Genomic DNA, 23070 nt, shown 5'->3' with positions numbered 1-23070 from the left:
CCCGTTGCAGAGGTGCTTCCATGAGATCCATTCCCACCCCTTTGGCCGCTGCCCTGGCGCTGGTGCTGGCCACACCCCTGGCCGCCCAGGCACAGGAGCGCGGCCGCGTCATCAGCCGCACCCCGGTGCTGATGTCGGTGGCCGTGCCCCGCGAGGTGTGCACCGACCGCACCGTCGCTGAAGCGGGCCAGACGTCGGGCGCAGGCGCGTTGCTGGGCGGCATCGCGGGCGGTGCCGCCGGCAATGCCATCGGTGACGGCAGCGGGCGCGCAGCGGCCACCGCCATCGGCATCATCGGTGGCGCGCTGCTGGGCAACAAGATCGAAGGCGGGGGCCAGACCCAAAACCGTGTGGTTCGCCATTGCAGCACCCAGACGGTGTACGAAGACCGGGTGAGCGCCTTCGACGTGGTGTACGAATACGCGGGTCGGCAGTACAGCGTGCGCCTGGCAGAAGACCCGGGCGAGTTCGTGGAACTGCAGCTCAGCCCGGTGGGCGCATTGCCCGAGGCCGCACCGGCACCACAGTACGTGCCACCCCGCACCACCTACCCGCCGAGCTACACCCCGCAGTACGCGCCCCAATATGTGCCCCAGTACGTGGCGCCCCAGTACATCGCGCCGCCGGTGACGCGCATCATCGTCTCGCCCGACTACTACCACGCGCCACCGCCCCGAATCTACTACCCCCCGCCAGCCTACCGCCCCCGGCCTGACCGCGACCACAGGGACGACCGCCGCGGCGATAGACGCGAAGATCGGCGCGAAGACCGACGTGATGACCGCCGCGATGACCGCGCCAGCGCTGGCCGCGACGACCGGCGCGACCAGCCGGTGCCGATCGGGCGCCCATCGCCCCGACCCACGCACCCCGGCGATCGGCGCCAGCCGGGCGATTTCCCCTGAATTTCCCCTGAAACGGTGCCGTTTCAGACGCAAAAAAACCAGCCAGGCGGCTGGTTTTTTTGTGGGTGTCAGATGGCGCGCAGGTGACGCGTTCACTGTGCTTGTTGCAGGCGGGCGATGCGCTCTTCCATGGGCGGGTGGGTGGAGAACAGCTTGCCCAGGCCACCGGCAATGCCCATGGCCTGCATGGTCTTGGGCAGCTCGCCAGGCACCATGCCGCCCAGGCGGGCCAGCGCGTTGATCATGGGTTGTTTGCGGCCCATCAGTTGGGCGGCACCGGCATCGGCGCGGAATTCACGCTGGCGGCTGAACCAGGCCACGATGATGGCCGCCACAAAGCCCAGCAGGATGTCCAACACGATGGTGGTGACCATGTAGCCGATGCCGGGGCCTGAACTCTGGCTGTCGCCCTTGCGCAGGAAACTGTCCACCGCGTAGCCAATCACGCGGCTGAGAAAGACCACAAAGGTGTTCATCACACCCTGGATCAGGGTCATGGTGACCATGTCGCCGTTGGCCACGTGCGCCACCTCGTGGCCAATCACGGCCTCGACCTCTTCACGCGTCATGTTCTGCAACAGGCCGGTGGACACCGCCACCAGGGCCGAATTCTTGAACGCACCGGTGGCAAAGGCGTTGGGTTCACCGTCGTAAATAGCGACCTCGGGCATGCCGATGCCGGCTTTCTCGGCAAACTTCTGCACGGTTTGCACGATCCAGGCTTCGTCGGCGGTCTGCGGCTGGTTGATCACGCGCGCGCCGGTGCTGAACTTGGCCATGGGCTTGCTGATGAGCAGCGAGATGATGGCACCGCCAAAACCCATGATCAGCGAGAAGCCCATCAGCGCGCCCATGTTCAGGCCGTTCGCCGTGAGGTAGCGGTTGACGCCCAGCAGGCTGGCGGTGATGCCCAGCACCACCATCACGGCGACGTTGGTGAGGACAAACAGCAGGATGCGCTTCATGGATTCTCCGAAAAAGGAAACAACGGACGGATCATAGTGGGGGTGGTGCCCCCTTTTTCAAGCCAGACCTCAAACCTGGGGCAGCAGGTAGCGGCGCTCCCAGGCGCTGATCTCGTTCAGGTAGTGTTCGTGTTCCAGCGCCTTGACGGCCAGGAAACCCCGCACGAAACGCTCACCCAACAACACAGGCGCCTGCTGGCTTTGCGCCATTTGTTCGTGGGCGGCAGAAAAAGTTCGCGGCAACCCGCGCGCCTCGTCATAGCCATTGCCCAACACCGGCTCGCTGGGCTGGCGGCGGGCCTCCATGCCCGCCAAGCCAGCGGCCAGCGTGGCGGCCATGGCGAGGTAGGGGTTGGCATCGGCACCGGCCAAGCGGTTTTCCACCCGCCGGGCCGCGGGCGGCGACACCGGCACACGCAGGCCGGTGGTGCGGTTGTCAAAACCCCAGGCCACGTTGATGGGCGCCTGGCTGCCGGCGACGTAGCGGCGGTACGAATTGACCGTGGGTGCGTAGATCAAGGTCAGATCGGGCGTGTGGGCCTGCAACCCGCCGATGTAGTGGAAAAAGGCCTCGCTGGGCGAGCCATCGGCCTGGCTGAAGATGTTGCGCCCCTCGGCGTCCACCACACTCTGGTGCAGGTGCATGGAGCTGCCCGCCTGCCCCGCTAGGGGTTTGGCCAAAAAGACGGCGTTGAGCCCGTGTTGCAACGCGATCTCGCGTGCAGCGGTCTTGAACAAAAAGGCCTGGTCGGCCACGGCCACCGGGTCGCCGTGTTGCAGGTTGATTTCGTACTGGCCCGGGCCCACCTCGTGCAGCCAGGTGTCTGCGCGTATGCCCAAGACGTCGATGGCGGCGTGGAAGGCGTCCCAAAACGGCGCCCATTCGTTGAGCTGGTTGAGGCTGAAGGCCGACTGCCCCACCTCGGGCCGCCCGCCCCGCCCCACCGGCAACGTGAGCGGCTGGCTGGGGTCGGTCATGGCGGTGGTGAGGTAGAACTCGATTTCAGGCGCGATCACCGGCGTGAGGCCTCGCTCGGCATAACGCGCCACCACGTTTTTGAGCACCGAACGCGGCGCGAATTCGCACAGGCTGCCGTCCATTTCCACGCAGTCGTGCACCGCAAGGTAACGCGGCACGCTGGCCCAGGGCACGGGCTTGAGCGTGGCCAGGTCAGGCACCAGGCGCACATCGGGGTCGCTGTCGGGAAAAACCGGGTCATAGGAATACTCACCGGTCACACACTGCATGGGAATGGCCTGGCAGATGCGCAGTTCGCTGCCGGTGGCAAAAGGGGCGGCCGGCATCAGCTTGCCACGCGGGTAGCCCGTCACATCGGCAAACAGGCATTCCACGTCGCGCACGCCGGCGTTGCGGAAGTGCTGGGCCAGCGTGTGGCGGTCGGCGTCCTGCGACAGGTTCAGGTGGGACCAGGAGGGTGAGGTGGGCAGGGTCATGCCCAGATTGTCAGGCCGGCGCGCGCCGGGGTCGGAAGACGGTGGCATCGCCATAAAAAGCCGCATGCGCGTTTTCAGGCCACCAACCGGGCACGCCCAGCACAGGCAGTGGGGTGAACGGCTTGTGGCGCAGGCCATCGGCGCTCAGGCTGTTGGCCAGCCAGGCGTCCCAGGCGGCATCGCCGTCCAGCCCCAGAGGCACGGGCACCACATACACGTGGGCGGTGATGCCCTTGTAGGGCTGCACCAGCTTTTCCAGCAGCGCGTGGCCAAACAGCTCCAACCGCGCCTGTGCCCACAACGGCCGCAAGTCCAAGAACAGGCGCTGCCATTCGCGTGCCAACAAGGCCTGCCACAACGGCTCGGGCGCTTGCAGCAAGGCCGCGTTTTCATCGAACAGGGTCAGCGCGTCGCGCAGTGGGCCGCGTGTGTTTTGTACGCCTTGTCGGGCGATCTCGGCACCCTGCAAGCGGTTGAGCTGTTGCTTGGTTTGCGGATACCGCAGCCAGCACAAGCCATTGAAAAAGTCGTGCAGATTCTCGCGGGTGGGCACCTGGCCTTGCTCGAAGATGAACTGTTCGTAGGCCTGCCCCTCAGGCAAGGCAGCCTGGGACACGAAACGGACCGACAAGCCCTGTGCGGCACCGACCTCACTCAACAGTCCGGGCAGCGGCGCCCCCGTGCGCCAGGCGTGCTGCAGTCCCTCGCCCCGTGCGCGCCAGCCACTCAGCCAGGGCGCAGACCAGTCCATCTCAGGCGGCATGCACCAGGCGCCAGGGCAGCGCCTCGCCCGAACGCAGCGGCTTGAGGTCGGCCTCGCCGAAAGCAAAGGACTCGGGCGGCGTCCAGCTCTCGCGCTTCAAGGTGATGGTGCCGGTGTTGCGCGGCAGGCCGTAGAAATCGGCGCCGTTGAAGCTGGCGAAGGCCTCGAGCTTGTCCAGCGCACCCGCCGCGTCAAAAGCCTCGGCGTACAGCTCCATGGCGGCGTGGGCGGTGTAGCAACCGGCGCAGCCGGTGGCGTGTTCCTTCAGGTGCGCGGGGTGTGGCGCGCTGTCGGTGCCCAAGAAGAAGCGGTTGTTCCCGCTGGTGGCGGCCTGGACCAGGGCGATCCGGTGGGTTTCGCGCTTGAGCACCGGCAGGCAGTAGTAGTGCGGGCGGATGCCACCGGTGAAGATGGCGTTGCGGTTGTAGAGCAGGTGGTGGGCGGTGAGGGTGGCACCCAGATAGCGGTCACCAGCGCTCACGTAGTCAGCCGCCTCTTTGGTGGTGATGTGCTCGAACACGACCTTGAGTTCGGGGAAGGCGGCGCGCAGCGGGATGAGGTGCTGGTCGATGAAGGCGGCCTCGCGGTCGAACAGGTCGATCTCGGGGCTGGTGACCTCGCCGTGCACCAGCAGCAGCATGCCCTCGCGCTGCATGGCTTCCAGCGTGGGGTAAATCTTGCGGAGGTCGGTCACGCCGGCATCGGAGTTGGTGGTGGCGCCGGCCGGGTAGAGCTTGGCAGCGACCACGCCGGCGTCCTTCGCACGCTTGATTTCGTCGGGCGCGAGGTTGTCGGTGAGGTAAAGCGTCATCAACGGCTCGAAGCTCACGCCAGCGGGCACTGCGGCCTGGATGCGCTGCTTGTACGCCAGGGCCTGCGCGGCGGTGGTGACCGGCGGCTTGAGGTTGGGCATGATGATGGCGCGGCCGAACTGGGCGGCGGTGTGGGGCACCACGGTGTTCAGGGCGGCGCCGTCGCGCACGTGCAGGTGCCAGTCGTCGGGGCGGGTGAGAGTGATGTGTTGTGCGCTCATGTTGCGTATTTTCTCACTGCCGTTGTGGGCGGGATCGGGGCGGCAGGGCGCTCTGCGCCGCTCGTGTCCCCCGCCGACCTGCGGTCGGCTCCTCCTTTACCTCGCTATGCAGAACGCCCTACCACCCCGATCTGAAGTAACGGTGGCGCGCCAACGGTGGTGTGCCTGTGTAGTGGTTGCCCTCGGGGGTGGGGTGACTGGCGCAGCGAGGTAAAGGAGGAAGCGGCGTAGCCGCTGGGGGACACGAGCGGAGCCAGTCACCCCACACCCGAGGGCGCGAGGCCACAACCAGCCGAAATCACCCAGCCAACTGCCGCGCCAAATCGTCCCAAAACCGGTCCACCGCCCGCTTGGATTTGGACCCCACGGGCCGCTCGCGGTAGATGCGGATGTCCAGCGCCATCTCTAGGCCACCACCGGCCGGCACCAGCTTGTGGCCACGCAACTCCTTGCGCACCGCGCTGGACGGCAGAAAGGCCACGCCGTGGCCTTCCAACGCCATGGCCTTGAGGCCTTCGGCCATGTCGGTTTCATACACCCGGTCCAGCCAGGTCGCCGCCCCCGATTGCTTGAGCAACAACTCCACCACCCGCCCCATGTAGGCACCCGGCGCGTAGGCCAGATAGGGCAGCGGCTGGCTGGCCGAACCGGGGAGGCGGAACAAGGGCTCGCCATCCGCGTTGGGCTTGACATAAGGCGCCAGCGTCTCGCGGCCCAGCGGCAACATCTCGTAGCGGTCGGTGTCCAGCTGGATGGGCTGCGAGGCGTGGTGGTAGGCGATCAGCAGGTCGCAACTGCCCTCCACCATGCGCAGCACGGCATCGTGCACATTGAGGGCGATCAGCCGTGTCTTGACCGGCCCGCAAGCTTCACGCAAGCCCGAAAGCCAGGCCGGAAAAAACGTGAAAGCCAGCGTGTGCGGCACCGCAAATTCGATCACGTCCTGCGCCGCCGCCGTGTGCGAACGCAACATGGTGCGGGTGGACTGCAGCGCCTGCAGGATGTCCAGCGCCTGCTCGTAAAGTGTCTGGCCGGCGGGGGTGAGCCGCGTGGGGTAACTGGACCGGTCCACCAGATCGGTGCCGGCCCAAGCCTCCAGCGACTGGATGCGGCGCGAAAACGCGGGCTGCGTGACGTGCCGCACCTGGGCCGAGCGGCTGAAGCTGCGCGTCTCCGCCAGACTCACAAAATCTTCAAGCCACTTGGTCTCCATGGGGCGAGATTATGCGACGCCGTTTCCCGACCGATCAGCGGCCCCATCGGCACCACTTTGTTGCAGCGCCCACATGCCGGCATACACGCCGCCCCGCGCCACCAGCTCGGCGTGGCGTCCACGCTCCACGATGTGGCCATGCTCCAGCACGATGATCTCGTGCGCGTCCACCACGGTGGACAGGCGGTGGGCGATGACCAAAGAGGTTTTGTTGCGCGCCGCCGTTTTCAGCTCACCCTGGATGGCACGTTCATTGGCCGAGTCCAGCGCCGAGGTGGCCTCATCGAAGATGACGATCGGCGGATTTTTGAGCAGCGTTCGGGCAATCGCCACACGCTGTTTTTCGCCGCCCGACAGCTTGAGCCCACGCTCGCCCACGGTGGTGGCGTAGCCCTGCGGCAGGCGGCTGATGAAGTCGTGGATGTGCGCGGCCTGCGCCGCCTGCACGGCGGCCTCATGCCCCGCATCTGGGCGGCCATACAGGATGTTGTACTCAATGCTGTCGTTGAACAACACCGTGTCCTGCGGCACGATGCCAATGGCCTGGCGCACGCTGGACTGGGTGACCTGGCGAACATCCTGACCGTCCACCGTGATGCGCCCCTGGTTCACGTCGTAAAAGCGGTAGAGCAGCCGCGCGAGCGTGGATTTGCCCGAACCCGATGGCCCCACCACGGCAACGGTTTTGCCCGCCGGAATCTCGAAGCTGATGCCGTGCAGGATTTCGCGCGCCGGTTCGTAACTGAAACGCACGTCCTCAAAACGCACCGTGGGCGGCCCCTCCAGACGCAGGTCGGTGGCGCCGGGCGCGTCGGCAATCTCGCGCTCCTTTTCGAGCAGCACAAACATCTTGTCGAGGTCGGTCAGGCTCTGCTTGATCTCGCGGTACAGCACCCCCAGAAAACCCAAGGGGATGTAGAGCTGGATCATGAAAGCGTTGATCATGACCAGGTCGCCCAGCGTCATGCTGCCATTGGCCACGCCCTGGGTGGCGCGCCACAACATGGCCACCAGGGCCACAGCAATGATGAGCTGCTGCCCGGTGTTGAGCAGGGACAGCGTGGTCTGGCTCTTGATGCGGGCGCGGCGCAATTTCTCCAGGCTCTCGTCGTAGCGCCGTGCCTCGAAGGCTTCGTTGTTGAAGTACTTGACGGTCTCGTAATTGAGCAGCGAGTCGATGGCCTTGGTCTGGCTCTGCGACTCGATCTCGTTCATGCGGCGGCGAAACTGCGTGCGCCACTCGGTGATCCACACGGTAAAACCGATGTAGAGCACCAGTGCGCCCAGCGTCGTCCACACGTACCACATGTCGAACTGGGTGCCCAGCACGGCCAGCACAAAGGTCACCTCAATCAGCGTGGGGATGATGCTGTAGAGCGAATAGGAAATGAGCGACTGCACGCCGCGCGTGCCGCGCTCGATGTCGCGCGTCATGCCGCCGGTCTGGCGCTCCAAGTGGAAGCGCAGGCTGAGCGCGTGCAGGTGGCCAAACACCTCCAGCGCAATGCTGCGGGTGGCGCCTTCGGTGGCCTTGGCAAACACCAACTCGCGCAGTTCGGTGAACAGGCTGGTGGAGAAACGCAACAGGCCATAGGCCACCAACAAGCCGACTGGCACCACCAGCAAGGCCTGGGCACTGCCGGGCGCGATGTTCATGGCATCGACCAGTTGCTTGAGCAACAGCGGCACCGCCACGTTGGCGCCCTTGGCACCCACCATAAAAGCCAGGGCCAACACGACGCGCCATTTGTAGCGCCACAGGTAGGGCAGCAGGCGCTGCAGGGTGGCCCAGTCCGAGCGCCCCTTCTGACCAGGGGAGGGCGCCGGGGCCGGGCCAGCTTGTGAGGGCGAAAAGGAGCGCATGGGGGACAATGTGAAATCTTTTTGTTCGCCGATTGTGCCCATGTCCAACGCCCCCCTCCCCCTCATCAACCCAGTGCCCTTGCCCCTGGACAAGGAACTGGTGCTCAAGGTCATCCCCATGCCGGCCGACACCAACGGCAACGGCGACATCTTTGGTGGCTGGGTCATGGCCCAGGTGGATCTGGCCGGCTCGGTGCTGCCGGCGCGCCACGTGCAGGGCCGCATGGCCACGGTGGCGGTCAACGAATTCATCTTCAAGCAGCCGGTGCGCGTGGGCGACATCCTGAGCTTTTTCTCCAGCGTCACCCGTGTGGGCCGCACCTCCATCACGGTGCAGGTGGAGGTCTACGCCGAGCGTTTCCGCTCGCAAGGCCAGTACGTCAAGGTGACCGAGGCCAGCCTGACCTATGTGGCCATCGACGACGAAGGCCGCCCTCGTCCCATCCCGCGCTGATCAGCGTTTTTTGATCACGCCCCACCCAGCCAGCGGGTGTAGATGTGACGGGCCATGGCCTGGCTGCCCGCCAGGTGCAGCGCGGTGGCAGCCCGCATGTCGGGCTCGCTCTGCACGCTGTGTGGGCAACGTGCCAAGGCGGGCGCATAACCCTCACCGGGGTGGTCCAGCCAGTCGTCGACCTTGGCCGGCGTGATCTCGATGTGGAACTGCATGCCCAGATGCTGGCGCAGACCAAACGCCTGGTGGGCGCACACCGCAGAGCCGGCCAACACCTGTGCGCCTGGCGGCAGCACCACAAAACTGTCGTAGTGCCACTGGTACACCATGGCCGCACCAGGCGGACCCAACCAGTCCTGAGCCTCGGCACTGTGCGCCACCACGATGGGCCACCAGCCGATTTCTGGCTCGGGCAGGGTTGCAACATGGCCGCCCAGCGCGCGGGCCAACAACTGTCCGCCCAGGCAATGACCCAGCACCGGCATGCCCAGCGCATCGGCCTCACGGATCAAGGTCTCGGCTTGGCGCAAGCTGGGGCGCTCGTCGTTGGCGCTCCAGGCACCGCCCAGCACCGCCAGCGCTTGGTAACCCCGCACGCTGGCAGGGTAAGCCTGACCCGCTTCGGCGCAGGGCGCGTGCCAGCGCAGGCCTTGTTCATCCAGCCACTGGCCCAGGTACCCGGGTCCGTCTTCGCAGGTGTGCTGCAACACCAGCACACCACCATTCACCTCGTTGATGTCCATGCGCCGATGCTAGGGGCATGAAGGCCGCGCAGGCGGTCCACTCTGCGCCCTCCAGCGCGGACAACTTCAGAACTGGCCGTGCCGCCCTGCACCCCCCGTGAAGCGCGTGGCACCTGTCAGCGCATCGGCAATACAACCGCGCCCGCGCGCCCACTCCTGGTGCAGCGCTTGCGGCAAGGGCAGGTCCCACTGCCGGTAGGCACTCTCGCGGTCGGCGCGCATCGTGGCCTGCGGAAAGGCCGCCAGTTGCTGCGCCAGCGCGATGGCCGCCTCGCGCGCCGTGCCGCTGGGCACCACGCGGTTGGCCAGGCCCATCTGCCGGGCTTCTTCGGCCTCGACCTTGCGCCCCGTCAGGATCAGGTCCATCGCGTGGCCCATGCCAATGAGGCGCGGCAGGCGCACCGTACCGCCATCAATCAGCGGCACGCCAAAACGCCGGCAGTAGACGCCGAAATAGGCGTCGGCCTCCATCACACGCAGGTCGCACCACAACGCCAGCTCCATGCCCCCGGCCACGGCCGCACCCGACACGGCCGCGATGACGGGTTTGGACAACAGCAGGCGCGACGGCCCCATGGGGCCGGGTGGACGGGTGTCGCCGGGCGCAAAGTCCAGACGCTGCGTCAGCGCGTCTGCGGTGTGGGCGCCCTGTTGTGCCAGTGCGGCACCGTGCTGCAAGTCCCAGCCGGCACAAAAGTGACCATGGGCACCGTGGAACACGGCCACCCGCGCCTCGGGGTCGTCGTCGAATGCCACAAAGGCATCGAACAGCGCACGCGCCGTGGCGTCGTCCACCGCGTTGCGCACGTCGGGGCGGTTCAAGGTCACCAATGTCACGGGGCCGAAACATTCGGTGTGGACGCTCTGCTGTGGTGCATTGTTGGGCGCGGGCATGGTCATTGCATGAAGACGGGGACAGTGCGGAACAAGGATGGAACGACACCGCGTGCGGTGGTTGGCACCTGGGCGACTCGATATGGGGAAGAACCCTAGCAGTTGTATCGGAGCTTACCGCTATAACTCACGCACCCTCAAGCAAGGAGAGACGTGTGCAACTGCTGCAACTGCTGATCAGCGGCGCGGCCCAGGGATGTATCTACGGATTGATCGCCCTGGGTTTTGTGCTGATCTACAAAGCCACCGAAACGGTCAGTTTCGCCCAAGGCGACCTCATGATGGTGGGCGCGTTCGCGGGCCTGGCCGCCACCACGGCGCTGGGTTTTCCGTTTTGGTTGGGCGTCATCAGCGCCATCGTCGCCATGATGATCTTCGGCTTCGTGCTGGAGCGCCTGGTGGTGCGCCCCATCCTCGGCCAGCCGGCCTTCTCCATCGTGATGTTGACCATTGGTGTGGGCTACGTGGTGCGCGGCCTGATCACCATGATCCCCGACGTGGGCACCGACACCCACACCTTGCCCGTGCCCTACACCGGGCAGGTGCTCAACATCGGCACGGCTGTGATTGCGGCCGAGCAGCTGGTGGTGATTGGTGCCACCGCCGTGTTGTGCGCCCTGTTGTTTGCGATGTTCAAGTACAGCAAGCTGGGCATCGCCATGCAGGCCTCGTCGCAAAACCAGCTGGCGGCCTACTACATGGGCATACCGGTCAAGCGGCTCAACGGTCTGGTGTGGGGTCTGGCTGCGGGCGTGGCGGCCGTTGCCGGCCTGCTGCTCGCCCCCATCACCTTCGTGCACGCCAACATGGGCTTCATTGGCCTGAAGGCTTTTCCGGCGGCGGTGGTGGGCGGCTTCACCAGCCTGCCGGGTGCCATCGTGGGCGGCCTGATCATTGGCATCGTCGAAGCCCTGTCCGGCTTCTACCTGCCCGAAGGCTTCAAGGACATCGCTCCCTACATCGTGGTGCTGCTGATGCTGGTGCTCAAGCCCAACGGCCTGTTCGGCGAAAAACTCCGCAAGAAGGTTTGAGGTAGGCCCCATGCGATTCATATTCAAAACCGACTACAACCAAGACATCAAACTGGCCAAACACGGTGGTCACACCTTCTGGTACAGCGCGTTGATGGTGTTCATGCTGACCGCGCCGTGGCTGGTCGATGAGTATTGGCTGGCACAACTGACCTTTGTGCTGATCTACGCCATCGTTGGCCTGGGGCTGATGCTGCTGGCGGGCTTCACCGGCCTCTTCTCGCTGGGACACGCGGCCTTTCTGGGCGTGGGCGCCTACACCCAGGCGGTGATGGTCAATGCGGGCGTCCCCTTCCCGCTGGCCCTGGCGTGCGCGGCCCTGCTGTCGGCCGCCGTAGGCATGGTGGTGGGTCTGCCGGCGCTGCGCGTCAAGGGCATCTACCTGGGCATGGCCACGCTGGCGTTTGGCTTCATCGTCGAAGAAGTGATGGCCCGTTGGGAAAAAGTCACCGGCGGCAACGCGGGCCTGCATGTGCACACGCCCAGCCTGTTCGGCTGGGAGCTGGACAGCACCACCGAGTTCTACGGCCTGTGCCTGCTGCTATGTGTGGGCGCCACGTTGGCCATCGTCAACCTCATGCGTTCGCCCACGGGCCGTGCTTTTGTGGCCATCCGCGACTCGGAAATTTCGGCCCAGAGCATGGGCATCCACATCGCTCGCTACAAGACCATGAGTTTCGCGCTGTCGGCCGCCCTGGCGGGTTTGGGGGGCGCTTTGTACGCCCACAAGATCCAGTTCCTGTCGCCCGAGCAGTTCAGCATCATCCAGTCCATCGACCTGCTGCTGATGGTGGTGATCGGTGGGCTGGGCTCCATCCACGGCGCTTTCTTCGGGGCCATCTTTCTCATCGTGATGCCGCAGATGATCGCGCAGGCCAAGGACTTCCTGCCACCGGCCATTGGCCAGGCGGCCGGTTTGCAGGGCACGGTGTATGGCCTGGTGCTGGTGGCCTTTGTGCTGTTTGAGCCCATGGGCCTGTATGGCCGCTGGCTCAAGATCCGCACCTACTTTCAGCTGTTCCCCTTCTACCGGCGCGGCATGTTCAAGCGTCAGAAATCCTTCCAGAAATCGGATCGACTCAAATGAGCCAGCCGCAGAACCCCAACGCCGATGTGTTGTTGTCGGCCCAAAACCTCAGCGTGCGCTTTGGCGGCGTGCTGGCGGTCAACAACGTCAGCTTCGACGTCAAGCGCGGCGAGGTGTTCACCCTGATCGGCCCCAACGGTGCCGGCAAGACCACGGTGTTCAACCTCATCAGCCGCATCTACACGCCCACCAGCGGCACCATCGACTTCGCAGCCCCCGGCGGCCAAAGTGGCATGCTGCGCCTGACCGACAAGGCGCCCCATGAAATCGCCAAACTGGGCATTGCGCGCACCTTCCAGAACATTGAGCTTTTCGAGCACGCCACCGTGCTGCAAAACCTGCTGATCGGGCGCCACACGCACCGGCGCACGGGGCTGTGGAGCGAGATTTTTTTCACCGGCAAAACGCGCGCGGCCGAGATCGAGGCACGTGAAAAGGTGGAGCAGGTGATCGAGCTGCTGGACCTGCAGCACCACCGCGAGTCCATGGTGGCCGGCCTGCCTTACGGCGTGCGCAAGGTGGTGGAGCTGGCGCGTGCGCTGTGTACCGAACCGCAACTGTTGCTGCTCGATGAGCCCTCCTCCGGCCTGAACGTCGAGGAGACCGACGATATGGCATTCTGGATCACCGACATCAAGGACGAACTGGGCATCACCGTGTTGATGGTGGAACACGACATGGGCCTGGTGTCCAAGGTGTCCGACCGCGTGCTGGCCATGAGCATGGGGGCAGAACTGGCCACCGGCACCCCGGCCGAAGTGCAGCGCGACCCGGGCGTGATCGAAGCCTACCTGGGCTCGGTGGACGATGTGTCGAGCCTGCGCCGCGAGAACCACCCCAAAAGCCACACAGGAGCATCCGCATGACGGCCCCGGTCACCGACAACGCCGTGCTCAAGCTGCTCAACGTCGAGAGCGCCTACGGCCCGATCAAAGCCATTCGCGGTGTGAGCCTGCAGGTGCGTCGCGGCGAAATCGCCACCGTGCTGGGTTCCAACGGCGCCGGCAAAACCACCATCCTCAAAACCATCAGCGGCATCATCGACCCGCGCAAAGGCAGCATCGAGTTCAAGGGCGAGAACATCACCGCCCAGGACCCGGCCCACATCGTTCAACAAGGCCTGATGCACGTCCCCGAAGGGCGCGAGGTGTTCCCGCTGCTCTCGGTGCGCGACAACCTGGTGATGGGCGCCTACACCCGCAAGGACCGCGATGGCGTGGCGCGCGACATCGAAGCGGTGTTTGGCTACTTTCCCATCTTGCGCGAACGCGCCGCGCAGGACGCAGGCCTGCTGTCGGGTGGCCAACAGCAGATGCTGGCTATCAGCCGCGCGCTCATGGCCAACCCCGACCTGATCCTGCTCGACGAACCCAGCCTGGGACTCTCGCCCAAACTCACGAAAGAGATTTTCGAGATCGTGGTGCGCATCAACCGCGAGCGTGGCACCACCATCCTGCTGGTGGAGCAGAACGCCAACATGGCGCTCAACGCCTCGGACTACGGCTACGTGCTGGAGAACGGCCGCATCGTGATGGAGGACACCTGTGCCCACCTGCGCGAGAAGGATGACATCAAGGAGTTCTACCTCGGCATGAAGGAAGAAGGCGTGCGCGCCGACCGCCGCTGGAAGAAGAAAAAGAACTGGCGCTGAGCGCGGCCGCACCAAGCAGACCCAGAGGAAGACTACAGACATGAGCAATTTGTGGGACCCGTCCCGTACACAGCCCGAGACAAAGGTGGTCATGCCGGGCGACACCATTCCCGCCATCTTCTGGAACGCCGCCAAGGCACGCGGCGACAAGGTGTGGCTGCGTCAAAAGGAATTGGGTATCTGGCGCATCTGGACCTGGCAACAGACGGCCACCGCAGTGCGCGAAATTGGCAACGGCCTGTTGTCGCTGGGCTTTTCGGCCCATGAAACCGCTTCGGTGCTGTCCAACACCAATGTCGAGTGGGTGTTGTCCGATCTGGCGATTTTGAGCGCTGGTGGCGTGGCCAATGGCATCTATCCCACCGACGCGGCCGAACAGGTGCACTACCTGTGCGACGACTCGTCCACCACCATCCTGTTCGTGGAAGACGACGAACAGCTGGACAAGGCGCTGGAGGTGCGCGAACGGCTGCCCAAGCTGCGCAAGATCGTGGTGTTCGACATGGAAGGGCTGCGCGATCTGAACGACCCCCAGGTGATCAGCCTGGCGCAGCTGCGCGAGTTGGGCCGCATGTACGGGCTCGAACACCCGAAGGCGCTGGACGAGCGCGTGGCCGCCTGCCAACCCGAGGAGCTGGCCATCCTGATCTACACCTCAGGCACCACCGGCAAGCCCAAAGGCGCAATGCACAACCACAAGGCACTGGTGTACACGGTGCGCGGCTATAACACACTCATCGCACAGGACGAGACCGACGAGCGCATGTGTTTTCTGCCGCTGTGCCACGTGGCCGAGCGCCTGGGCGGCGAGTACTTTGCGATGTACACCGGCACCATCCTCAACTTTGTAGAAAACCCCGAAACCGTGCCCGAAAACGTGCGCGAGATTGCGCCCACGGTGTTCACCGCCGTGCCGCGCGTGTGGGAAAAGTTCTACTCGGGTGTGATGATCACGCTCAAGGAGGCGAGCCGGCTGCAGCAACTCGCCTATGGTTGGTCCATCGGTGTGGGCACACGCATTGCCGATCTGGTGCTCGCCAAACAACCGGTGCCGGGCTCGCTCAAGCTGCAGTTCCAAATCGCCAAGGTGCTCGCACTCAACAATGTGCGCAAGCTCATCGGCGTGCACCGGGCGCGCTTTTTGGTGACCGGCGCGGCCCCCATCTCCCCCGATCTGGTGCGCTGGTACCTGGCGCTGGGCCTGCCCATGCTGGAGGTCTGGGGCATGACCGAATCGTGTGGTGCCTCGACCGGCATGCCAGCGGACCGCATCAAGCCCGGCTCCATCGGGCCGGCCACCAGCTACAACGAAGTGAAGCTCGACCCGGCCACGGGCGAAATCCTCGTGCGTGGCCCCAACGTTTTCATGGGCTACCTCAACCAGCCCGAAAAAACAGCCGAGACCATAGACAAGGACGGCTGGCTGCACACCGGCGACGTGGGCACGGTGGACGAGGAAGGGTTTTTCCGCATCACTGACCGGATGAAAGACATCATCATCACAGCAGGCGGCAAAAACATCACGCCCAGCGAACTGGAAAACGAGTTGAAATTTTCTCCCTACGTCACCGACGCGGTGGTCATTGGCGACAAACGCCCTTACCTCACTGTGATCGTGATGATCGACCAGGAAAACGTGGAGAAATACGCCCAAGACAACGACGTGCCCTTCAGCAACTACGCTTCTCTGACCAAGTCAGCCGAGGTGCAGGCGCTGATCCAGGCCGAAGTCGAACGCGTCAACAAGAAGTTTGCCCGGGTCGAGCAAATCAAGAAGTTCTGGCTGCTTGACACGCAATTGAGCGCCGAGGACGAAGAACTCACACCCACCATGAAACTCAAACGCAAGCTGGTGCAGCAAAAGTACGCCGCACAAATCGATGCGATGTACCGCTGAGCCCGCCCCACCCTTCCTTCAACAACGCAGGAGACAACCCCGATGAAACTCAAGACCACCCTCACCGTGACCGCGCTGGCGGCCCTGACCGCCACCGGTGCTTTCGCGCAATCTCAGGGCGTGAGCAAGGATGAAATCGTGCTGGGCTCCATCCAGGACTTGTCCGGCCCATTGGCAGGTTTTGGCAAGCAGGTTCGCCTGGGCATGATCCTGCGCGTGGACGAGCTCAACGAGCAAGGTGGCCTGAACGGCCGCAAGGTGAAGCTGCTGGTGGAAGACTCGGGCTACGACCCGCGCCGCGCCGTGCTGGCGGCCCAGAAGCTGGTCAACCAGGACAAGATTTTTGCCATGGTCGGCCACATCGGCACGGCCCAGAACATGGCCACGTTTCCAGTGCTGTTCCCCAAGAACGTGATCAACTTCTTCCCGGTCACGGCCGCGCGTGAAATGTACGAGCCTTTCCACAAGCTCAAATACTCGTTCGCCGCCACCTACTACGACCAGATGCGCCTGGCCGTGCCCAAGATGGTGAAGGAAAAGAACGCGAAAAAAGTCTGCGCCATGTACCAGGACGACGAATTTGGCCTGGAGGTGTTGCGTGGTGCCGAAGAAGGCCTGAAGTCCATCAACATGCAGATGGCCGAAAAAACCTCGTACAAACGCGGCGCCACCGACTTCTCGTCGCAGATGCAGAAGCTGGCCTCGGAAAAATGCGACATGGTGGTGATGGGCACCATCATCCGCGAAACCATCGGCGGCATCGCCACCGCGCGCCGCCTGGGCTTCAACCCCACCTTTGTGGGCTCCAGTGCGGCCTACACCGACCTGATCCACAAACTGGGTGGCCCCGCCATGAACGGCCTCTACGCCACCATGACGGTGCAACACCCCTACCTGGATGAATCGTCGCAACCCATCCGCTTCTGGGCCACCAAGTACCAGACCAAGTTCAACGAAGAGCCCACGGTGTTCTCGGTGTACGGCTACAACGCGGTCGACTCCTTCCTGCGCGCCGCCTCCAAGGCAGGCAACAACCTGACCACCGACAGCTTCATCAAAGCCATGGACACCATGGTCATCCCGTCCGACATTTTCGGCAGCGCGGAGATGACCTTTGGCCCACAGAAGCGCCTGGGCAACGCCGACTCGCGCATGTCTCAAATCCAGGACGGCCGCTGGAAAGTGGTGTCGGGCTACCTGAACAAGTGACCCACTGAGCGACTTGGCTCACACAGAAGCGGCCCAAGCGGCCGCTTTTTTCATGGCAAAAGTGGCAAGGTCAGCACAAACTGCGCGCCGCCACCAGGCGCTGCCTCGCACCGCACCTGCCCGTGGTGCCGTTGGGCGATGGTGCGCACCAGCGACAAACCCAGCCCCACCCCACCCTCGCGCTCGCTGGCGCCTGGCAGCCGGTAGAAAGGCTCGAAGATGCGCTCGCGCAAGGCCTCTGGCACGCCGGGACCGTGGTCGCGCACCACCAGTTCGGCGCGGCTGCGATCGGGTGCATGGCGCACATCGACCTCGATGGCGCGCAACTGCCCCTGCGCGTCGCGCCCGTAGCGACGGGCGTTTTCCAGCAGGTTGCGCAGCGCCCGTCGCAACAAACGTGCGCTGCCCCAGGCCACCAGCGGCGGCCCGCCGTCGTGCACCGACAACTGGGCATCGGCCTGGGCGCAGGCCTCCGCCGCCAGGCCCACCAAGTCCACTTCTTCCAGTTGGCCCATGGGCGCATCGGCCATGTCCAGCCGGCTGGCCAGCAGAATTTCATCGATGAGCTGGTCCAGCTCGGCGATGTTGCGCGTCAATTCATCGCGCACATGGGCGTCCGAGCCCGCGACGCCGAGCGGCATCAGCTCCAGCCCCATGCGGATGCGCGCCAGCGGCGAGCGCAGTTCATGCGACGCGTTGGCCAACAAGGCTTTATGGGAGCGCACCAGGGTCTGCACCCGCTCGGCCGCCACATTAAAGCGCTGGGCCAGCGAGGCCACTTCGTCTTCGCCGGCCTCCGGCAAACGGACCGACAAATCACCGGCGCCCCACTGCTCCACACCGCGCTGTACGGCCTCAAGCCGCTGCGTGAGCCGGCGCACGATGGGGTAGGCGCCCAAGGCCACCGCCAACGCGGTGAGCCCCAACAAGCCGACGAAGCCGAACGGCGCCTGCAGCCAGAAGGGCTCGTTGCGGCCGGGCGGGCGCGGGGGCCGAGGCAGCTGGATGGACAAGGTCTCGCCATCGACCATGGGCACCTGAAATTCCAGCCCCTGCCCGGGCACCCGGACGCCTCGGCTGGCGGCCTGGCCAACCACATCGCCGTCGCTGTTGCGCACAATGATTTCACGCCCAGGACGCTGCGCGCGGTCGTGCTCGACCTGCTCCTTCCAGATCCAGCCCACCAGCAAGGCCATGACCGCCAGGGCCGCGACCACGGCCAGCCAGATGCGCAGGTACAGGCGCTGACCCAGGGGCGCGATCATGGCCGCCATCTTTCAGTCTTGCTGCTTGGCAAACACATAACCCACACCCCGCACGGTGAGGATGCGTTTGGGGGTTTTGCTGTCCGCCTCAATGGCATTGCGGATACGCCCCACATGCACGTCGATGGAGCGATCGAAGGCCTCCAGCTCGCGGCCACGAACCGCCTCCATGATCTGGTCGCGCGTGAGCACGCGGCCCGCACGCTCGGCCATGGCCAGCAAGAGGTCGAACTGGTAGGAGGTCAGTTCGCAAGCCACACCGGCCACCGTCACAGTGCGGGCGTCGCGGTCGATTTCGAGCGAACCAAAGCGCAACAGCGGCTGGCGGGCGTCGGCCGCATCGGCACGCGATTCGCCCTTGCGCCGCAGCACCGCGCGGATGCGGGCCAGCAGCTCGCGCGGCTCAAAAGGCTTGGGCAAGTAGTCGTCGGCACCCATCTCCAAGCCGATGATGCGGTCCATGGGGTCGCCCTTGGCGGTGAGCATGAGCAGCGGCACGCGCGCGGCCTCGCCGGGCAGAGCCCGTATGCGGCGACACACTTCCAGTCCGTCCATGTCGGGCAACATCAGGTCCAGAATGACCAAATCCGGCATGCGTTCTTGCACCGCCGCCAAGCCCTTGCCGCCGTCGTCGGCATGGGCGACCTCGAATCCAGACTGCCCCAGGTACTCCGCCACCATGCGGGCCAGGCGGGTGTCGTCTTCGATGATCAGGAGTTGGGTGGATGCCATGGGCGTGCGGTTGTCCATCGGTTGAGTGTGCGGCGGCCGTTTGGCAGCGCGTTTTCGGCAGCGTAAAGATTGGGTGAAGCCCGTTCAGGCACGTGCGCTGACCCGAGACGCCAGCCACACGAGCAACAGCACCGGCAAGCCCAGCAAAGCGGTGCCGATGAAAAAGCTGGTGTAGCCGTGGGCGTCCACAAAGGCGCCCGAAAACCCGGCCAGCCATTTGGGTGCCAGCAGCATCATGGAGCTGAACAGCGCGTACTGCGTGGCCGAATAGCTGACGTTGGTGAGGCTGGAGAGGTAGGCAATGAAGCCGGCCGAGGCCACACCAGCGCTCAGGTTGTCGGCCGAGATCACCAGCACCAACGCCGTCACATCGTGGCCATGGCCACCCAACCACGCGAACAACAGGTTGCTGCAGGCACTCAGCACCGCACCCAGCATCAGCACGCGCATCACACCCCAGCGCATGGCCAAAGCGCCCCCCAGGAAGGCGCCCACCAGCGTCATGATGACCCCATAGACCTTGGTGACGGCAGCCACCTCGTCCTTGGTGTAGCCCATGTCCACATAAAACGGGTTGGCCATGATGCCCATGACCACGTCGCTGATGCGGTACATGCCGATAAGTGCCAGCACCAGCACCGCCTGTTTGCCGTAGCGGCGCAGGAAGTCGGCAAACGGTTCAACCAAGGCACCCCGCAACCATTCGGCCAGGTTGCGTGAGGGCGGCAGCACACGGTGCGCGGGCTCGGTCGACAACAACACGGTGAGCACCCCTACCGCCATCGATGCCGCCATCACCAGGTACGCCCACTGCCACGCGGCCTGCTGGTAACCCGACACCGCGCCCAGCTCAGCCCGCGCGGCCAGCCACAACACCCCCGCGCCGGCCCAGATCATGGCCAGGCGGTAGCCGGTCTGGTAGGTGGCGGCCAAGGCCCCCTGGTGTTGTGCGTCGGCCGATTCGATGCGGTAGGCGTCCAGCGCGATGTCCTGCGTGGCCGACGCAAAGGCCACCATCAGGGCACACCACACGATGGGGCCCAGGGCCTGGCGTGGATCGGACAGTGCCATGCCCACCAGGCCAGCGGCAATCGCCAATTGCGACAGCAACAGCCAGGAGCGGCGCCGGCCCAGCCACCGGCTCAGAAGCGGCAGGGGCAAACGGTCCACCAAAGGTGCCCAGCACCACTTGAAGGCGTAAGCCAAGCCCACCCAGCTCAGGTAGCCGATGGTGGAGCGGTCCAGCCCAGCCTCGCGCAAGCGGAAGCTCAGCGTGCCCAGCACCAGCAGCAGGGGCAGCCCGGCCGAAAAACCCAGCGCCAGCATGCGCAGACTGGCCGGCTCCAGGTACACCCGCCATGCCTGCCGCCAACTCATGCGGGGCGGTGGAGACGTTTCAGGCGGTGCAGCAGGCGCGGAAACCGTGGAAGGGGGCATGAAACCTCAATGTTTGCAAGGCCACACAGGGGCACGGCCTTTTTCCTTATTATTCCCGCATATGTGCTGGCTTTGTGACGCTAAAACCTCCGCCTCCCCGCCGCCCGCTGAGGCCACGCGGTCGGGGCACCGCTGGTCCTCTCGGCGGGCCTTCATGCTGGCTGGCGCGGGTGCGGCGGCGCTGGGGGGTACAGGTGCGGCCTTCGCGCAAGTGGAGGTGGGCAAAGCCTCGTCGCTGCGCAAACTGGTGCCGGCCGAACGCCTGGAGGCGGCGGCCGCCCAGCAGTACGCGCAGATGTTGGCCGAAGCCAAGGCCCAGCGTGCGCTGGCGCCCGACAACCACCCTCAGTTGCAGCGCCTGCGCGCCATGGCCACCCAGCTGATCCCATTCACCGTGCCCTGGAACGACCGGGCAAGGCAATGGCGCTGGGAAGTCAACCTGATCGGCAGCAAACAGATCAACGCCTTTTGTATGCCGGGCGGCAAGATCGCCTTCTACACCGGCATCCTCGACCAGCTCAAACTCAGCGACGACGAGGCGGCCATGATCATGGGCCACGAAATGGCCCACGCGCTGCGCGAGCACGCCCGCGAGCGCATCGCCAAAAGCCAGGCCACCGGCCTGGGCCTGTCCATCGGCGCCCAACTGCTGGGCTTGGGCGAATTGGGCAACATGGCCGCCAACCTCGGCACCCAGTTGCTCACGCTCAAATTCAGCCGCGAAGACGAAAGTGAAGCCGATCTGGTGGGGCTGGAACTCGCCGCGCGCGCCGCCTTCCGACCCCAGGCCAGTGTGACGCTGTGGCAGAAAATGACCGCTGCCGGCGGTGGCAGCGGGCCGGGCTTTTTGTCCACCCACCCCAGCGGCCCCGAGCGCATCCGCGAGCTGCAGGACAACGTGCCCAAGGTCGAAACGCTGTACAACCAGGCCCGCCGCGGGGGCTGATCAGGTGCCGCGCACGTAGGGGTTGCTGCGCCGCTCGCGGCCGAACGTGCTTTCCGGCCCGTGACCGGGGATGAACACGGTGTCATCGCCCATGGGCCACAGGCGCTGGGTGATGCTGGCAATGAGCGTGTCGTGGTCGCCTTGCGGGAAATCGGTGCGACCGATGCTGCCGGCAAACAACACGTCGCCCACGAAGGCCCGCTGAATATCGGGCGAGTGGAACACCACGTGGCCAGGCGTGTGACCCGGGCAGTGGCGCACGTTGAGGGTGCAGTGGCCGATCTGCACCGTGTCGCCATCGGCCAGCCAGCGCGTGGGGGTGAAGTGCCCCGCTGGCGGGAACCCAAACATCACACTTTGCTGGGGCAAACCGTCGATCCAGAACTGGTCGCCCGGGTGGGGGCCGATGATGGGCAGGTTCAGGCGTTTGGCCAGCTCGGCGGTGCCCCCGGCGTGGTCGATGTGGGCGTGGGTGAGCCAGATTTGCACCAGCTTCACATCCAGCCGTTGGGCTTCGGCCAGCAGGTGGTCCAGATCGCCGCCCGGATCGATGATGGCGGCCTCGCGGGTGTCATCGCACCAGACGATGGAGGCGTTTTGCTGAAAGGGGGTGACGGGAACGGTGTGGTAGCGCAGCATGGAACAGGCGTCACAAGGACGCGAGACAGGGATGCGCTATTGTGGGCCAGACCGCCAGGTGAGCGTCTGGGCGGTCAGACGTAGAGGTTGACCTGCGTGCCCAGGTTGCCGCTGGGCGCCAGTGGCATCACCGCCGGCATGGCCTGCAGCAAGGCCAGAGCGCCGGTGGCCTGGGCGTCCAGCGCGGTTTTGAGCACGCTGACCTGCACCTGCTGTTCCAGCTCGACCTGTTGGGTGGCCACAACGGCGTTGACCATGGCGGTGGGTGAAATGTCCATGAGGTGGTATCGGCAGGCCGGCGCGGCACTTGAGCGCCGGGCCGACCAGCGGCAGGGATTCAGTCCAACAGCTCGCGCGGCACGTTGCCGCCGTTGGCCGCGATGTGCCCCAGCACGTTCTTGTGCAGCCACATGTTCATCTGCGCCGAGTCGGCCATTTTGTCCACCGGGCAGTGCAGCTCCTCGGCCAGGGCTTTGCGCGCGGCCAGGCTGCTGTCCATGTCCAGCAGCTTGAGCAAATCCACAATGGAAGTGCGCCAGTTGAGCTTTTGTGGATTGGCGGCAGCGCGCTGTTCAAGCTGGGCCACCACGTCCACCATGGCAATGGCGTTGACCACGGGGGCCGCAGGCGCTGCCGCAGTGGGCGCCGCAGCGAGATCGGGCGCGAGTTCCGGCGCTGGCACAGGCGCTGCGTTGGCCGAACCGATGCCCAGCTTTTCGAGAATGTTGCTGAAAAAACCCATGATGTGCTCCCAAAAGCGATCAGCTGACGAGGGCTGGCGGGAGTGCCTGTCCCTTCACCGATGACCTGATCACATCCTACGGCATTCAGGTGACAGAACGGCCCGCCTCACAGGCCAAACTCGTAAACGATGGTCAAAGGCGCGTG

23 protein-coding genes are annotated in these 23070 nt (G+C 65.1%); 9 read left to right on the top strand and 14 right to left on the bottom strand.

What is annotated here, in order from left to right; all coding sequences use genetic code 11:
- Window positions 1-20 precede the first annotated feature (20 nt).
- Complete coding sequence (locus tag ACFQPB_RS11825; RefSeq protein WP_382223423.1) at window positions 21-905, top strand: glycine zipper 2TM domain-containing protein; 885 nt, start codon at window positions 21-23, stop codon at window positions 903-905.
- A gap of 92 nt (window positions 906-997) precedes the next feature.
- Here ACFQPB_RS11825 and htpX read toward each other — a convergent pair whose 3' ends face one another.
- The 6 genes from htpX to ACFQPB_RS11795 all read right to left on the bottom strand — a co-directional run bounded on the left by htpX (window position 998) and on the right by ACFQPB_RS11795 (window position 8197).
- On the bottom strand, window positions 998-1870 hold the full coding sequence (gene htpX / locus ACFQPB_RS11820; protein ID WP_382199973.1) for a protease HtpX: 873 nt from the start codon (window positions 1868-1870) through the stop codon (window positions 998-1000).
- A 69-nt stretch (window positions 1871-1939) separates the two neighbouring features.
- On the bottom strand, window positions 1940-3325 hold the full coding sequence (locus ACFQPB_RS11815; RefSeq protein ID WP_382223420.1) for a glutamine synthetase family protein: 1386 nt from the start codon (window positions 3323-3325) through the stop codon (window positions 1940-1942).
- A gap of 10 nt (window positions 3326-3335) precedes the next feature.
- On the bottom strand, window positions 3336-4088 hold the full coding sequence (locus ACFQPB_RS11810; protein ID WP_382223417.1) for a DUF3025 domain-containing protein: 753 nt from the start codon (window positions 4086-4088) through the stop codon (window positions 3336-3338).
- Window positions 4078-5121 carry a dihydroorotase gene (pyrC, locus tag ACFQPB_RS11805; protein ID WP_382223414.1) on the bottom strand — a complete coding sequence of 348 codons (1044 nt, stop codon included), beginning with the start codon at window positions 5119-5121 and terminating at the stop codon, window positions 4078-4080. Before pyrC ends, ACFQPB_RS11810 begins: the two co-directional genes overlap by 11 nt.
- Before the next feature lie 298 nt (window positions 5122-5419).
- Window positions 5420-6334 (bottom strand): LysR substrate-binding domain-containing protein, encoded by a 915-nt coding sequence (locus ACFQPB_RS11800; RefSeq protein ID WP_382223411.1) that lies wholly within the window; start codon window positions 6332-6334, stop codon window positions 5420-5422.
- A gap of 9 nt (window positions 6335-6343) precedes the next feature.
- Complete coding sequence (locus ACFQPB_RS11795) at window positions 6344-8197, bottom strand: ABCB family ABC transporter ATP-binding protein/permease (protein WP_382223408.1); 1854 nt, start codon at window positions 8195-8197, stop codon at window positions 6344-6346.
- A gap of 40 nt (window positions 8198-8237) precedes the next feature.
- Here ACFQPB_RS11795 and ACFQPB_RS11790 point away from each other — a divergent pair, with 40 nt between their 5' ends.
- Window positions 8238-8651 carry an acyl-CoA thioesterase gene (locus tag ACFQPB_RS11790; RefSeq protein ID WP_382199953.1) on the top strand — a complete coding sequence of 138 codons (414 nt, stop codon included), beginning with the start codon at window positions 8238-8240 and terminating at the stop codon, window positions 8649-8651.
- A 14-nt stretch (window positions 8652-8665) separates the two neighbouring features.
- Here the strand turns inward: ACFQPB_RS11790 and ACFQPB_RS11785 are convergent, their stop codons facing one another.
- Both ACFQPB_RS11785 and ACFQPB_RS11780 read right to left on the bottom strand, forming a co-directional pair.
- Window positions 8666-9394 carry a type 1 glutamine amidotransferase gene (locus ACFQPB_RS11785; protein WP_382223405.1) on the bottom strand — a complete coding sequence of 243 codons (729 nt, stop codon included), beginning with the start codon at window positions 9392-9394 and terminating at the stop codon, window positions 8666-8668.
- Between the two features lie 66 nt (window positions 9395-9460).
- On the bottom strand, window positions 9461-10288 hold the full coding sequence (locus ACFQPB_RS11780) for a crotonase/enoyl-CoA hydratase family protein (RefSeq protein ID WP_382199950.1): 828 nt from the start codon (window positions 10286-10288) through the stop codon (window positions 9461-9463).
- Between the two features lie 155 nt (window positions 10289-10443).
- Here ACFQPB_RS11780 and ACFQPB_RS11775 point away from each other — a divergent pair, with 155 nt between their 5' ends.
- Genes ACFQPB_RS11775 through ACFQPB_RS11750 form a run of 6 tightly spaced genes read left to right on the top strand, consistent with a single transcriptional unit; the run spans window position 10444 to window position 17163 of the window.
- Window positions 10444-11319 carry a branched-chain amino acid ABC transporter permease gene (locus ACFQPB_RS11775; protein ID WP_382223402.1) on the top strand — a complete coding sequence of 292 codons (876 nt, stop codon included), beginning with the start codon at window positions 10444-10446 and terminating at the stop codon, window positions 11317-11319.
- A 10-nt stretch (window positions 11320-11329) separates the two neighbouring features.
- Complete coding sequence (locus ACFQPB_RS11770) at window positions 11330-12406, top strand: branched-chain amino acid ABC transporter permease (RefSeq protein WP_382199946.1); 1077 nt, start codon at window positions 11330-11332, stop codon at window positions 12404-12406.
- Window positions 12403-13272: an ABC transporter ATP-binding protein gene (locus tag ACFQPB_RS11765; RefSeq protein WP_382199944.1), complete on the top strand. Its 870-nt coding sequence runs from the start codon at window positions 12403-12405 to the stop codon at window positions 13270-13272. The genes ACFQPB_RS11770 and ACFQPB_RS11765 overlap by 4 nt, the downstream gene beginning before the upstream one ends.
- The gene (locus ACFQPB_RS11760; protein WP_382199942.1) at window positions 13269-14057 is read left to right on the top strand and encodes an ABC transporter ATP-binding protein; all 789 of its coding nucleotides are present in this window, start codon (window positions 13269-13271) and stop codon (window positions 14055-14057) included. The genes ACFQPB_RS11765 and ACFQPB_RS11760 overlap by 4 nt, the downstream gene beginning before the upstream one ends.
- Before the next feature lie 40 nt (window positions 14058-14097).
- Window positions 14098-15954: an AMP-dependent synthetase/ligase gene (locus ACFQPB_RS11755; protein WP_382199940.1), complete on the top strand. Its 1857-nt coding sequence runs from the start codon at window positions 14098-14100 to the stop codon at window positions 15952-15954.
- A gap of 42 nt (window positions 15955-15996) precedes the next feature.
- Window positions 15997-17163 (top strand): ABC transporter substrate-binding protein, encoded by a 1167-nt coding sequence (locus tag ACFQPB_RS11750; protein ID WP_382223399.1) that lies wholly within the window; start codon window positions 15997-15999, stop codon window positions 17161-17163.
- A gap of 50 nt (window positions 17164-17213) precedes the next feature.
- Here ACFQPB_RS11750 and ACFQPB_RS11745 read toward each other — a convergent pair whose 3' ends face one another.
- The 3 genes from ACFQPB_RS11745 to ACFQPB_RS11735 all read right to left on the bottom strand — a co-directional run bounded on the left by ACFQPB_RS11745 (window position 17214) and on the right by ACFQPB_RS11735 (window position 20597).
- Window positions 17214-18437 (bottom strand): HAMP domain-containing sensor histidine kinase, encoded by a 1224-nt coding sequence (locus ACFQPB_RS11745; RefSeq protein WP_382223396.1) that lies wholly within the window; start codon window positions 18435-18437, stop codon window positions 17214-17216.
- Between the two features lie 3 nt (window positions 18438-18440).
- Window positions 18441-19178, bottom strand: coding sequence for a response regulator (locus ACFQPB_RS11740; protein WP_382223393.1), 738 nt, complete (start codon window positions 19176-19178; stop codon window positions 18441-18443).
- Window positions 19179-19244: 66 nt separating this feature from the next.
- Window positions 19245-20597: an AmpG family muropeptide MFS transporter gene (locus ACFQPB_RS11735; RefSeq protein ID WP_382223390.1), complete on the bottom strand. Its 1353-nt coding sequence runs from the start codon at window positions 20595-20597 to the stop codon at window positions 19245-19247.
- Between the two features lie 61 nt (window positions 20598-20658).
- Here ACFQPB_RS11735 and ACFQPB_RS11730 point away from each other — a divergent pair, with 61 nt between their 5' ends.
- The gene (locus tag ACFQPB_RS11730) at window positions 20659-21543 is read left to right on the top strand and encodes a M48 family metallopeptidase (RefSeq protein WP_382223388.1); all 885 of its coding nucleotides are present in this window, start codon (window positions 20659-20661) and stop codon (window positions 21541-21543) included.
- On the opposite strand, the gene ACFQPB_RS11725 is transcribed toward ACFQPB_RS11730, so the two are convergent.
- The 3 genes from ACFQPB_RS11725 to ACFQPB_RS11715 form a co-directional block, all read right to left on the bottom strand.
- Window positions 21544-22182, bottom strand: a complete 639-nt coding sequence (locus ACFQPB_RS11725; RefSeq protein WP_382223385.1) for an MBL fold metallo-hydrolase — start codon at window positions 22180-22182, stop codon at window positions 21544-21546.
- Window positions 22183-22256: 74 nt separating this feature from the next.
- Window positions 22257-22460, bottom strand: coding sequence for a putative motility protein (locus ACFQPB_RS11720; protein WP_382223382.1), 204 nt, complete (start codon window positions 22458-22460; stop codon window positions 22257-22259).
- A 59-nt stretch (window positions 22461-22519) separates the two neighbouring features.
- A complete protein-coding gene (locus ACFQPB_RS11715; protein ID WP_382223380.1) occupies window positions 22520-22924 on the bottom strand; it encodes a DUF3597 domain-containing protein in 405 nt (134 codons plus the stop codon).
- Between the last annotated feature and the right edge of the window lie 146 nt (window positions 22925-23070).

It is taken from the genome of Hydrogenophaga atypica, from assembly GCF_042665215.1.
GTDB classification, from domain to species: domain Bacteria; phylum Pseudomonadota; class Gammaproteobacteria; order Burkholderiales; family Burkholderiaceae_C; genus Hydrogenophaga; species Hydrogenophaga defluvii_A.
The sequence above is the reverse complement of the archived record's forward strand: the minus strand, read 5'-3'. Positions and strand labels throughout refer to the sequence as shown.